A 13,087-nucleotide genomic window follows, 5' to 3' on the forward strand; every position below is an offset into this window, starting at 1 on the left:
AGATGTGTATAAGAGACAGAGAGGGGTTGGGGTGAGGGCGCTTCTGCTCCACAGCTTTTGCTTCGGCTTCGGCTCCGGCCGTTGCTCTACAGCTTTTGACTTACCGGGCCTCTTCCGCAGCGACGGAGCTGGCAGACTAGACCCCGAACGGGGCGACGCACACGGATGTGCGTCGTTTTTCGACGAGACATGGATGTATCGTCGAAAAATCCTGCCAGCGGAGTGAACCCACGTCGCGCAGCGGCGTGGGCGCGGAGGCAGGGTGTGCTTTCTTTTGGTTATCTTTTCTTTGCACAAGCAAAGAAAAGTAACTCGCTCCCCGAAGGGGAGTGAAAGCCTTGGCAGTTGCAGTTGCCATGGCTAGAGCTAGAGCAGAGCTTTCGCCCGCCTTCGGCGCTGCGCGCTCCAGGTCCGCTCCGCCAGCGGGATTTTTCGACACGACATCCCTGTCGTGGCGAAAAACGACGTGCATCCATGCACGTCGCCCTTCGGGTTCTTCCCACTGGCTCCGTCGCTGCGGAAGGGGCCCGGTGGGTCAACGTCCAAAGCAACAGCAAGGGCAACGGCAACGGCAATGGCAACGGCTAAAGCTACCCCTCCCCAGCCCTCCCCTTGCCTGCGGCAAAGGGAGGGGGCGAAGCTGCACTTGGTAAAGGGTCGGAGCGGAGCTGCGCCACTTCGTAGACAAAACAAAAGCGGCGTTGCTGCGCCCCATCGACTGGAACTCCAGTCGACAGAACACCGCAACGCCGCTCGGCTTTTCAGCCGGTGAAAGCCCTTACTCGGACTTCCACCACATCATGAAGGCATCCCACAGACGCTTGAAGAAACCGCCCTCTTCCACCGCCTGCACAGCCACCAGCGGCGCCTCGGCAACCACCTTGCCATCCAGCGACACCTTGACCGTACCAATCTGCTGACCTGCAGTGATCGGCGCCACCAACTGCTTCGGCACGTCCATCGACGGCTTCAGATCGTTGTAGCGGCCACGCGGCACGCTCACCAGCATCGGCTGCGCCACGCCCAGCTGCACCTCATCGGCCGCGCCCTTCCACACATGCTGCGTGGTCACCGCCTTGCCCGGCTCATACATGCGATGGGTTTCGAAGAAACGGAAACCCCAGTTCAACAGCGCCAGACTGTCATCAGCACGCTGCTTCTCCGATGCACCACCCATCAACACCGCGACCAGACGCTGGTCACCGCGCTGCGCCGAGCTCAACAGGCAGTAACCGGCCGCCGAGGTGTGGCCGGTCTTGATGCCGTCCACGCTCTGGTCACGCCACAACAGCAGGTTGCGGTTCGGCTGGGTGATCTTGCCTACCGTGAATTCCTTGATCTTGTTGTACGCATACGTCTCCGGATAATCGCGCACGAAAGCGCGGCCCAGCAGCGCCAGATCATAGGCGCTGGACTGGTGACCCTCGGCGTTCAGGCCATGTGCGTTGACGAAATGCGAATCCTTCATGCCGATCTTGGCAGCGTAGCTGTTCATCAACGCCGCGAACGCTTCCTGGCTGCCGGCAGCATGTTCGGCCAGCGCGATTGCCGCGTCGTTGCCAGACTGGATCGCCATGCCCTTTTCCATGTCTTCCAGACGCGCGGTCTGGTTGACCGGGAAGCCGCTGTAGCTGCCATCGGTGCCTGCGCCGCCTTCGCGCCAGGCGCGCTCGCTCATCATCACCGGGTCGTCCGGCTTGATCTTGCCGGTCTTCATTTCCGCAGCCAGCACATAGGACGTCATCACCTTGGTGATGCTGGCCGGCGGCAGCGGGGTATGGATGTTCTCGCCCGCCAGCACCTGGCCGGTGGCGTAATCCATCAGCACCCATGCCGTGGCGGTGGTCGGAACCGGGGCCGGCGGCGTCGCCACCTGCGCCGGAGCAGCAGCTGCGGCCGGTGCAGGCGTGGGCGTCGGGGTGGGCGTCTGGGCGGAGGCCAGACCCACGACGAGCGTGGTGGCCAGTGCAGCGGCGGCAAAACGGAATTTCATCGGACAGCGGTTCCTGATGGACGAGGAAGAAAAATTCGGGGAGTCATTGTAGGGCGACACCGGCCAGCTGGCGGCGCCCCGGTGTGCTGGGGTTAATCGCGGACCACTTGCGGCAGGCCAAACCCAAGACCGGCAATACGTCCGGCAAGTTCCGTGGCATTGCTGCTGTCACTGGCCGGTACACGCAGGCGCCACAGGGTGCGGCCACCACTGACGATGTCACTGAGGCTGGCACCGACGATACCCGCTGACGCCAGCTGGCCCAAGGCCCGCGCGGCATTGTCACGGCTGGAGAAACTGGCCACCTGCAACAGGATCGAGCCCAGCGCGCGCGCGGCGGGATCGGCCGGTACGGTCTTCGGTGGCGGACCCGCCGCAGCCCTCGCCGCTGCGGCCGAAGCCGAGGCCGTAGGCGGCGTGAACTGCAGCAGTTCCGACGCTGCGGGAAGCGCCTGGACACTCACCGGTGCAGCTGCCGTGCTGGCAGCACTGGTGGTCGCCGGGCGACCGGTAGCGACACGCACGCCGTTGTCCTTCATCCAGGCGTCGAAATGGTCGGCATTGCCGGCAACCGGGCGTGCCGGTGCGGCGGGCAGCTTCTCGACCAGCTGGTCCATGCGGCTGGGGCTCGCCACTGCTGGCCGCGGTGCCGGCGCTGCGGCGGCTACCGTCGCCGCAGCCCGTTCACGACGGGCGCGACGGCTGTCGCCGGAGGCCTGCAGGTTCTCGCTGCCCGGGGTCAGGCCATGCACTTCGACCCGGCCGGTGCCGCGCTGGGTGATGCCCAGCCGCACTGCGGCGGCATAGCTGAGATCGATGACGCGACCTTCGTGGAACGGCCCGCGGTCGTTGACCCGCACGATCACCGACTCGCCGTTGTCCAGGTTGGTCACCCGCGCGAAGCTCGGCAGCGGCAAGGTCTTGTGCGCGGCGGTGAAGGCGTACATGTCGTACACCTCACGGTTGGAGGTGAGGCGGCCGTGGAACTTCTGCCCGTAATACGAGGCGGTGCCCTGTTCCACGTAGTTATCGACACGGTCCATGATCTGGTATTGCTTGCCCAGCACCGTATACGGCGACCGATTGCCGACCGCCGAGCGCGCCTCGTTGGTCACCACCGGCTCGGGAATGCAGTCCACATTGGGTATATAGCTCGGCGTGGAGTCGCTTACACCGGGCTTGTACAGGCCGCCAGCGGTGTAGTTGCCACGGGTGGACAGGTCTTCCTGCGCCTTGGCATAAGGCGAACCCTCAGGGCATTCACCGCGTGCACTGCCGCGCCCGTGCACCACCGTCGCCGGCCGCGATGCCGAGCTGGCACCCGCTGTACCGGATGACGACTTCTTGGGGGCGCTGCTGCAGGCGGCCAGCCCGAGCACGATCAACGCAGGGACCAGCCACTTGATGTTCATGCCGGGGGAAGCTCCTTGCCGGCGATGGCCTGGGACAGCTGGAACACGGCCATCGCGTACATTTTGGAGATGTTGTAACGGGTGATCGCGTAGTAGTTCTGGAAGCCCAGCCAGTACTGCTTGCCCTCACTGCCTTCAAGCGTCACCGGGGTGGCTTTGGCATTGACTGCACGCACAGGGGTGACCGGCTGGTAGCCACGTGCCGCCAGCTCGCTGACGGTATAGGTCGGGGTCCAGTCGGTGGGATTGAATTCCTCGAAGCCGGCCTGCAGCGTCGCTGGTACTGCCACGGTGCCGCCACGGATCCAGCCGCCCTTCTTGACGAAGTAATTGGCAATAGACGAGAAGACGTCGTCGTAGCTGTTGAACAGGTCACGCCGGCCATCACCATTGCCGTCCGCCGCGAAGTCCAGGTAACTGGACGGCATGAACTGGCCCATGCCCATCGCCCCGGCGTAACTGCCCTTGAGCGTGGTGATGTCGAGCTTCTCCAGCGCACTCAGCTCGAACAGCTTGGCCAGCTCGTCGCGGAAGAACAGTTCGCGGCGCACTTCGCGCTCGAGCTTGGCCGGGTCGCCGGTACGCGGGTATTTGAAGGCCAGCGTGTACAGCGCGTCGAGCACGCGGTGGTTGCCGGTATTACGGCCGTAGCTGGTTTCCACACCAATGATGGAGACGATCACTTCGGCGGGCACGCCGGTGCGTTCCTGCACCCGCATCAGCTCATCGCGGTGCTCGGCCAGGAAGGCACGACCACCGTCGATGCGGGCCTGGGTGATGAACATCGGCCGGTATTCGTTCCACGGTTTGACCCGCTCGGCCGGACGCGACATCGCGGCGATGATCGGTTCGCGGATCTGCGCCTGCGCCAGGGTGCTTTCGATATAGGCCGGGTCGATGCCGTATTTGGCCGCCGTATCGCGCACGAAGTTGGCGCGGGCGGTTTCGAATGGCACCGGCGTCAGGTCGACCGGCGGCAACGCGGTCTTGGCCTCGGGTACGGCTTCGGCCGGGCCGGTACTCGGCTTGACCGGAGTTTCCGCCGGGGCCGGCAGAGGTGCAGGAGTCTTCGGCTGGGTTGCGCAGGCAACCATGCCGAGGGTGAGGCAACAAACCAGGGCGCGTCTAATCATCGGGCGAGATTAGCAGGTCAAAGATGAATTTCCTGCAATAACACCATGAAACACAACAGGATTGAAGCGAAAAATACGCTACGCCGATCCGCACCGAAGCCCCTCGGATTCACGCTATTCGATGAATAGGCAAGGCGATGCCGCCGATTGTGGACCGGCAATCTGGCCCGGAAAGGATCGTGGCCAAGCCGGCCAGGCAAAAAAAGGAGCGTCGGTCATCTCCCCATCCCGCTGAGATGACCGACACTCGCGTCAGCGTCCGGGGGACCCGGGACGACGGCTCCCCCCGTCATCCCGCCAGATGCCAACCTGCCAACTGCCCCATACGGCGAGCCGGCAGTCACAGCGCGGACAGCGCGCCGGTGACGGGGCGTAGTGTGAAGGTTTGGTAAAGCCAGGTGTTTGATCTGGATCAAAGCTCACAATATTGCCGCGGATAAATGGACGATCGACGCAACAGCATTGCGCTAGCCGCCGTGCACCGGCCGGTGCGCACGTACCGCCATCACCAACCCGAAGCCGGCCAGCAACGACACCGCCGAGGTACCGCCGTAACTGATCAACGGCATCGGCACGCCCACCACCGGCAACAGGCCGGAGATCATGCCGCCATTGACCAGGATGTAGACGAAGAACGCCAGACCGGTCGCGCCCGCCAGCAGCCGCGAGTAGGTATCGCGCGAATCCACCGCGATCCACAGGCAGCGGCCGATCACGAACAGATACAAGGCCAGCACCACCGCCACTCCGATCCAGCCGTACTCCTCGCTCAGTACCGAGAACGCGAAGTCGGTGGTCTGTTCGGGAATGAAGTTCAGGTGCGACTGCGAGCCCAAGCCCCAGCCCTTGCCGGTGAGCCCACCGGAACCAATGGCGATCTTGGACTGGATGATGTTCCAACCCGCACCGAGCGCATCGCTCTCCGGGTCGAGGAACATCATGATGCGGTCCTTCTGGTACGGCCGCAGCAGCCAGAACCAGGCCACTGGCGCGGCCGCGGCGACACCGCCCACGCCCACGCCCACCCACCACCACGGCAGGCCGGCCAGCAACAATACAAAGGCACCGCTGGCGGCAATCAGCACGCCGGTACCGAAGTCGGGCTGCAACATCACCAGCCCGGTCGGCACACCAATGATCACCGCTGCCACCAGCACCACCGGGATACGCGGTGGCAAGGGCATGCGGTTGAGATACCAGGCCACCATCATTGGCAGGCTGACCTTCAACAACTCGGCCGGCTGCAGGTAGAACAGGCCCAGGTTCAACCATTGCCGTCCGTACTTGCCGGTGCCGAGCACGAACACCGCCAGCAGTGGCAGCATCGACAAGGCATAGATCATCGGCGTCCACGCGCGGATGCGCAGGATCGACACCCGCGAGATCGCCCACATCGCCACCAGGCCCACCGCGAAGCGCGCGCCCTGCGCCATCACCAGGCCACTGCCACCGGCGCTGTCCAGCACCGACAGGCCAATGACCATCAAGGCGAGCAAGGCAAACAGCAACGGCCAGTCCAGGCCACGGGTCAGGCGCTGACCCATCTCCAACGCCCAGCGCAGGAAATCCCTCATCGGCGCACCTCCGCTGAGGTTGACGCCGGCAGCGCCGGACGTGCAGCTGCCGGCGCAACACCGGGCAGCGCCTCGGGCACTGGCTGCGGCGGCGTGCCTGGCAGCGGTGCCGGAGCACCAACCATGATCGGCAGATCGGCGAACTGCGGTGCTACCAGCTCACCGCGCGCGCGCCAGCTGGCATCTTCGGTATCGAAGGTCGCCACGCCCACCGCCACCGTGCCGCGCTCGGCATCCAGCGGCTGCAAGCCTTCGGGCATCACCCCAAGCAACCAGGCATCAAACACCTTGCGGGCGATCGGCGCGGCGGCCGAACCACCGTAGCCACCGCCTTCCACCGCGATGGCAATCGCGATCACCGGTTCTTCGGCCGGTGCGAAACCAACGAACAGCGCGCGATGGCGCAGGTGCATCGGCAGGCTGCGCGGGTTCAACGCAGCCGTGCCCTTGCGGCTGATGACCTGCGCGGTACCGGTCTTACCCGCCATGCGGTACTGCGCACCGGCAGCCACGCGCCAGCCACTGCCGCCGGGCTGCATGGTGCCCATCATGCCCTCGCGCACTGCCTGCACATTGGCCGGATTGGGGCTTATCGGCCTGCTCGCCGGCTGCTGCGTCGGCGCCCAATCGTGGTCGAAACCGGCGCGCTGCTCCATCACCAGATGCGGCGTGCGCAACTGGCCGGTGGCCAGGCCACCAACCCCGCGCACCAGCTGCAGCGGCGTCACCTTCCACAGGCCCTGGCCGATGCTGGCATTGACCGTATCGCCGGGATACCAGCGTTCCTTGTTGGCCTTGAGCTTGGCTGCCGGCGACGGCAGGATGCCGCCGATCTCACCGGCCAGATCGATGCCGGTGGGTTGGCCGAAGCCGTAGCGGTTGCCCATGTAGTCGTCATAGCGCTCGATGCCCATGTCGATACCGAGCTGGTAGTAATAGGTGTTGACCGACTGCGAGATGGATTTGCGCAGGTCGGTCCAGCCATGGCCGCCACGGTTGGCGTCACCCCAGCCACGGCTCACGCCGGGCAGGTAGAACATGCCGCGCGACAGGATCTTGTCTTCCGGCCTGCGCAAACCACTGTCCAGGCCGGCCAGGCCGAGGAAGGGCTTCACCGTCGAACCTGGCGCCACGCCGCCCAGCACCAATCGATTGAACTGTGGCCGTGAGGGGTTCTCGTTGAGAAGCTTGAAATCGGCGTGGGAAATGCCGTTGACGAACAGATTGGGATCGAACGACGGCAGGCTGACCATGGCCAGGATTTCGCCGGTGCGTGGATCGATCGCCACCGCCGAGCCTTCCTGCTCGCCGAACGCCGCCACCATGGCGCGCTGCAGGTCGGCATCGATCGACAGCCGCAGATCGGTGCCCGACTGCGCCGGCACCCGCCCGACCGTGCGGATCGCACGGCCCTGCACATTGGTCTCGACCTGCTCGTAGCCGATCTTGCCGCGCAGCTGGGTCTCGTAGAAACGCTCCAGCCCGGACTTGCCGATGTGGGTCAGCGCTGCATTGCCCTCGCCCAGTTCTTCCAGGTCCTTGTCATCGACCCGACCGACGTAGCCGATGATGTGGCCGAACAGATCACCGTAGGGATAGCGCCGGGTCAGGTAGGGCTCGAGCTCGACGCCCGGATAGCGCCAGCGATCCACGGCGAAGCGCGCCATCTCGTCGTCGCTGACCCGCAGCTTCAACGTCACCGGCATGAAGCCACGGCGCGCCTTGCGCGATTGCTTGAAGCGCTCGATGTCCTCCTCGCTGAGCGAGAAGATCTTCTGCAGCCCGGCCAGGGTGGCATCCATGTCCGCGACCTTGTCGGCGGTCACGTCCAGGCGGAAGGCAGGCACGTTCTCGGCCAGCAGGCGACCGTTGCGGTCGTAGATCAGGCCACGCCCCGGCACCACCGGCCGCGCCTTGATGCGGTTGGCCTCGGAGCGGGTGGCGTAGATGTCGTGGTCCAGCACCTGCAGCTTGAAGTACCAGCCGGCGAGGAAACCCAGGGTCAGCAGCACACCCAGGAAGCCGATCGCGGCACGCCGCCGGAACTGCTCGGCCTCCGCATGCGTGTTCTTGTGCTGGCGGCGCGGCGCCATCGTCAGCGCCCGCGCTTGCCCAGCCGCACCGCATCCAGCAGCACATACAGCGGCAGCCACAAGGCCATGCCCAGCAGCGGTGCCACCCAGTAGCTCCACGGCAGCATCGGCTCGCCCACCAGCAGGTGGATGGCAGCATCGATCACGCGGTCATTGAACAGCAGCCCGCCCATCGCCAAGGCCTGCTGCGACAGCGGGAAGAAACGGATGCGCGCACGGAAGCGCTGCAGGATGAAGGCCATCACCACCAGCCGCAGCGCCTGCTCACCCAGAATGCCGCCAAACATCACATCGGCCAGCAGGCCAATGCAGAAGGCGAAGCCCAATCCAACCTTGTCCGGGGTTTCGATCACCCAGTAGGCCAGCACCAGCGCCAGCCAATACGGACGCGCCGGCAACAGCAGTTCGGGCAGCGGAATCAGCGCCAGCAGCAAGGCCAGTACGAAACTGACCGGCATCACCCAGCCCTTGGTGCGCAGGCGACTCATGGGCGCACCTGCGGCGGGGTCGGGTTGTCAGTGGTCACTGGTGTTGCCGGGCTTGCGGATTCGTTGGCTGGCGTTGTCGCCGGGACGGGTGCCTGGCCTGCCGCTGCCGGCTCGGTCGCTGGCGTGCTGGCCGGGGCCTGCGTGGCCGCCGCAGCCGGAGGGGTGCTGGCGTTGCCGCTGGCAGGAACAACGGCAGCCGGCGCGCCCATGCGGTTGACCGGGGCGGCGGATGGACCGCCCGCGGCCGCGGCTTCCGGCGCCGATTCGATGACAGTGCTGTCGGGCAGTTGCGGCAGCGCCGGTACCGAACGCAGCAGCAGCACGTTGCGGCCACGGTCCAGCTTGGCCGCCGGTTCCAGTTCGCCGACCAGGAAGGCGTGGGTGTCGTCCGGACGCAGCTTCAGGATCTTGCCGACCGGGAATCCGGCCGGGAAACGCCCACCCAGACCGGAAGTGACGATCTCATCGCCCACTTCCACGCCCGCGCTGAGCGGAATATCACGCAGTTCCAGCCGGTCGCCACGGCCGTAGACAATCAGCCGCACGCCATTGCGTGCCACCGCCACCGGCACCGCATGGTCCGGATCGGTCAGCAACAGCACCGTCGAATGCGCTGGCGTCACCGCGATCACCTGGCCCATCAGGCCACCGGCATCGATCACTGCCTGGCCGACATGCACGCCGGCGCGGCTGCCCGAATCCAGCACCAGGCGCTGTTTGACCGGATCCAGGTCGATATCGAGGATGGGCGCCAGTTGCACGTCCAGGCCATTGCGCTCGGCCACGTTGAGCAGCTCGCGCAGCTGTGCGTTGTCCAGCGCCGCGGTCTGCAGGCGGGTCAGGCGCGCGTTGGCGATCAGCAGCTGGTTGCGCAGCTCGCGGTTTTCGCTGACCAGCTGGTTATGGCTGGCCGCGTTGTCCTTGACCGACGCCCCTACCCGGCCCGGCACACCGGCCAGGGCCCAGATCGGCTGCACCAGCACATTGGCCTGGGCGCGCAGGCGCGACATCCACCCGCCCTGGTCGTCGAGCACGATCAAGGTGATGGCCAAGGCCAGGTACGCCAGCAGACGCAGCGTGCTGCTGGCATCCCCCTGACGGGAGGCTACGGGAGGACCGGCGTAAGGGGGCACGACAGAAGGCTGGGAATGGGAAAGGAAGAATCAGGTATGGAAACGGCGCGACTGGCGTCACGCCGAGGGTTCCGGGAAATGGATGCTGGAGAGCGGAACGCGCTGCAGGGCACTCTGCCCCCCGTTACCGATTCCCCAGCCCCTGTTCCCTGCGGATCACTCCGGCGCAAAGAACTCGTTGCCGTGCATGTCCACCAGCTCCAGCGCACGACCGCCACCGCGGGCAACGCAGGTCAACGGATCGTCGGCCACCTGCACGTGCAGGCCGGTTTCTTCGGAGATCAGGCGGTCCAGGTCACGCAGCAGGGCGCCGCCACCGGTCAGCACGATGCCGCGCTCGGCGACGTCGGCGCACAGTTCCGGCGGGGTCTGCTCCAGGGCCAGCTTGACCGCCGAGACGATGCCCGACAGCGGCTCGTGCAGGGCTTCCAACACTTCGTTGGAGCTGATCTTGATCATCTTCGGCACGCCCTCGGCGAGGTTGCGGCCGGAGATTTCCATCTCGATCACTTCCGCCTGCGGGTAGGCGCAGCCCAGCTCCACCTTGATGCGCTCGGCGGTGGCTTCACCGATCAGCATGCCGTGGTTGCGGCGCACGTAATTGGTGATGGATTCGTCGAAACGGTCGCCGCCGATACGCACCGACGCCGAATAGACAATGCCGTTCAGCGAGATGACCGCAACTTCGGTGGTGCCACCGCCGATATCGATGACCATCGAACCGCGCGCCTCGGTGACCGGCATGCCGGCACCGATCGCAGCAGCCATCGGCTCTTCGATCAGGAACACATCACGTGCACCGGCCTCCTCGGCCGATTCCTTGATGGCGCGGCGCTCCACCTGGGTGGAGCCGGCCGGCACGCAGACCAGCACGCGCGGGCTGGGGCGCAGCACGCGCGACTTGTGCACCTTCTTGATGAAGTGCTTGAGCATCGCCTCGGTGTAGGTGAAGTCAGCGATGACGCCGTCCTTCATCGGGCGGATGGTGGTGATATGACCCGGGGTACGGCCGAGCATCTGCTTGGCCTCGGCGCCGACGGCAGCCACCGAGCGGGTGCCACCGATGGCACGGTCCTGACGCACGGCCACGACCGACGGCTCGTTCAGCACAATGCCCTGGCCGCGCACATAGATAAGGGTGTTGGCCGTGCCCAGGTCAATGGACAGGTCATTGGAGAACATGCCACGCAGCTTCTTGAACATCTGGGAAGTGATCCTGAGGGGGTGTCGCGCCCACGCCGGTTGGCGAAAAAATGGGCAGAAAATGAGGGCAGTTAGCCTATCAACCCACCCCCGCCCGAGCAAGGAAAATCCTAGTGAATTCTGGGCTTTCAACCACTCCGGGCAGCTGCGGTACATCCTTGCTTGTGGCCGTGGGCCGCCGCAGCCGGTAACCTTACGCACTTTGGCGCGCAGTCGCGCCGGGTCGACTGCGCGTGCGCGGCGGCTTTTTCCTTTTACGTATAGGCCTGTTCGCAATGTCCGCTTTGATCTGTGGTTCCCTTGCCTTTGACACCATCATGGTGTTCCCGGACCAGTTCAAGAACCACATCCTGCCGGACAAGGTGCACATCCTGAATGTGTCGTTCCTGGTGCCGCGCATGCGTCGCGAACTGGGTGGCTGCGCCGGCAACATCGCCTACAACCTGAAGCTGCTGGGCGGCAGCCCGATCCCGATGGGAACCGTGGGCCAGGACTTCGGCCCGTACCGTGAGCACTTCGAGCGCATGGGCATCGACCTGAGCCAGGTACGGGTGCTGGAAGACATGTTCACCCCGCAGTGTTTCATCACCACCGACCACGACAACAACCAGATCACCGCCTTCCACCCGGGCGCGATGATGCGTTCGCATGAGAACCACGTGCGCGACGTGCCGGGCGTCACCTTCGGCATCGTTGCCCCGGACGGCCGCGAAGGCATGATCCAGAACGCCGCCGAGTTCGTGGAATGCGGTATTCCCTTCATCTTCGACCCGGGCCAGGCGCTGCCGCTGTTCAACGGCCCGGAACTGCGCGAGTTCATCGAGCAGGCCGACTACGTGGTGGTCAACGACTACGAGTCCAACCTGCTGCAGCAGCGCACCGGCTGGAGCGAGACCGACATCGTCGCCCGGACCAAGGCCTACATCACCACCCAGGGCCCGCGCGGCGCCATCATCCACACCCCGGAAAAGAGCTTCGACATCCCGCCGGCGCACGAGCGCCGCGTGGTCGACCCGACTGGCTGTGGCGACGCCTTCCGCGCCGGCCTGATCTTCGGTATCGAGAAGGGCATGGACTGGCTGACCGTCGGCCGCATGAGCAACCTGATGGGCGCGCTGAAGGTGGAACACCCAGGCACGCAGAACCAGCGCTTCGACTTCGCCGAGTTCAACGACCAGTTCAAGCAGCAATTCGGCTACGGCCTCTAAGAAAACGGCGCCTCGGCGCCGTTTTTTTTGTGTGATGGCGTCTGACCATTCCTCGCGACACCGTAGTGCCGAGCCATGCTCGGCAGAGGCCTTCCCGGCCATACGTAGGCCGCATGACATCTGTAGGAGCGGTGTAAGCCGCGAAGCTGGTGATGCTGGATTGCAGGTGAATTGGGCAATCTGATGGCATGCCAGCTTCGCGGCTTACGCCGCTCCTACAAGTGGCTTTACCGGTAACGCCCCAGCCGAGCATGGCTCGGCTCTACCGGGATTCTCCAGCCCGCCACTGCTGCAGCAACTGCGCACAGTCACGCAGCTGCCATTGCGCCATGCCCGGCCACGGATCATCCGGCACATTGACCAGGACCCCCGGCACACCCGCCGCTTTCGCCGTGGCGAGATCGTAGTAATGATCCCCGACCATCCGCATCTGCGCCGGCAACACCTGCCAACGCTCGGCAAAGAACTGCAGGCCAGCCGGCGACGGCTTGGGCTCCACTTCCCAGCGGCCGATGATTTCTTCGACGGCAAAGCACTCCGCCACGCCAATCGCCGTCAGGGTCACTTCGGCCAGCTCACGCGCATTGCGGGTAAGGATGCCCAAGCGGCACCCATCGGCATGCAGCGCGCGGATCAGGGCCACCGCCCCCGGCGCCGCGACCGACGCTTCGGCCAGTTCCCGCTCGTGCTGTATCAGCCAGGCATGGCTGTCAGCAGCCTGCTGCGCCGGCAGGCTGGCCAGATGCTCAAGAATGTCCGCGCCGGATGGGATCTGCAGCTCACGCCGGATCAATTCGAAGTCATGCACCGGCTCGGTCAGGGTGCCGTCCATGTCGAACACCCAATGACG

At 65.2% G+C, this 13,087-nt stretch carries 10 protein-coding genes; 1 reads left to right on the forward strand and 9 read right to left on the reverse strand.

Features of this window, described 5'->3' with window-relative positions:
- Positions 1 to 778 precede the first annotated feature (778 nt).
- From AC1VWL_RS06205 to AC1VWL_RS06240, 8 genes are all read right to left on the reverse strand, one after another.
- The gene (locus AC1VWL_RS06205) at positions 779 to 1,993 is read right to left on the reverse strand and encodes a D-alanyl-D-alanine carboxypeptidase family protein (protein ID WP_482986121.1); all 1,215 of its coding nucleotides are present in this window, start codon (positions 1,991 to 1,993) and stop codon (positions 779 to 781) included.
- A 92-nt stretch (positions 1,994 to 2,085) separates the two neighbouring features.
- Complete coding sequence (locus tag AC1VWL_RS06210; RefSeq protein WP_482986122.1) at positions 2,086 to 3,405, reverse strand: septal ring lytic transglycosylase RlpA family protein; 1,320 nt, start codon at positions 3,403 to 3,405, stop codon at positions 2,086 to 2,088.
- Entirely contained in the window at positions 3,402 to 4,538 is a 1,137-nt protein-coding gene (gene mltB / locus AC1VWL_RS06215) for a lytic murein transglycosylase B (protein ID WP_482986123.1), read from the reverse strand. Before mltB ends, AC1VWL_RS06210 begins: the two co-directional genes overlap by 4 nt.
- A 467-nt stretch (positions 4,539 to 5,005) precedes the next feature.
- Entirely contained in the window at positions 5,006 to 6,112 is a 1,107-nt protein-coding gene (rodA, locus tag AC1VWL_RS06220) for a rod shape-determining protein RodA (RefSeq protein WP_282271529.1), read from the reverse strand.
- On the reverse strand, positions 6,109 to 8,205 hold the full coding sequence (gene mrdA, locus AC1VWL_RS06225; RefSeq protein ID WP_482986124.1) for a penicillin-binding protein 2: 2,097 nt from the start codon (positions 8,203 to 8,205) through the stop codon (positions 6,109 to 6,111). The genes rodA and mrdA overlap by 4 nt, the downstream gene beginning before the upstream one ends.
- 2 nt (positions 8,206 to 8,207) lie before the next feature.
- On the reverse strand, positions 8,208 to 8,693 hold the full coding sequence (gene mreD / locus AC1VWL_RS06230) for a rod shape-determining protein MreD (protein ID WP_282271525.1): 486 nt from the start codon (positions 8,691 to 8,693) through the stop codon (positions 8,208 to 8,210).
- A complete protein-coding gene (mreC, locus tag AC1VWL_RS06235) occupies positions 8,690 to 9,826 on the reverse strand; it encodes a rod shape-determining protein MreC (protein WP_296250934.1) in 1,137 nt (378 codons plus the stop codon). Before mreC ends, mreD begins: the two co-directional genes overlap by 4 nt.
- 156 nt (positions 9,827 to 9,982) lie before the next feature.
- Entirely contained in the window at positions 9,983 to 11,029 is a 1,047-nt protein-coding gene (locus AC1VWL_RS06240) for a rod shape-determining protein (protein ID WP_005419402.1), read from the reverse strand.
- Positions 11,030 to 11,304: 275 nt separating this feature from the next.
- Here AC1VWL_RS06240 and AC1VWL_RS06245 point away from each other — a divergent pair, with 275 nt between their 5' ends.
- The gene (locus AC1VWL_RS06245; RefSeq protein ID WP_282271521.1) at positions 11,305 to 12,237 is read left to right on the forward strand and encodes a carbohydrate kinase family protein; all 933 of its coding nucleotides are present in this window, start codon (positions 11,305 to 11,307) and stop codon (positions 12,235 to 12,237) included.
- A 262-nt stretch (positions 12,238 to 12,499) separates the two neighbouring features.
- On the opposite strand, the gene AC1VWL_RS06250 is transcribed toward AC1VWL_RS06245, so the two are convergent.
- On the reverse strand, positions 12,500 to 13,069 hold the full coding sequence (locus AC1VWL_RS06250) for an HAD family hydrolase (RefSeq protein WP_482986155.1): 570 nt from the start codon (positions 13,067 to 13,069) through the stop codon (positions 12,500 to 12,502).
- Between the last annotated feature and the right edge of the window lie 18 nt (positions 13,070 to 13,087).

The organism is Stenotrophomonas sp. STEN063, from assembly GCF_056854515.1.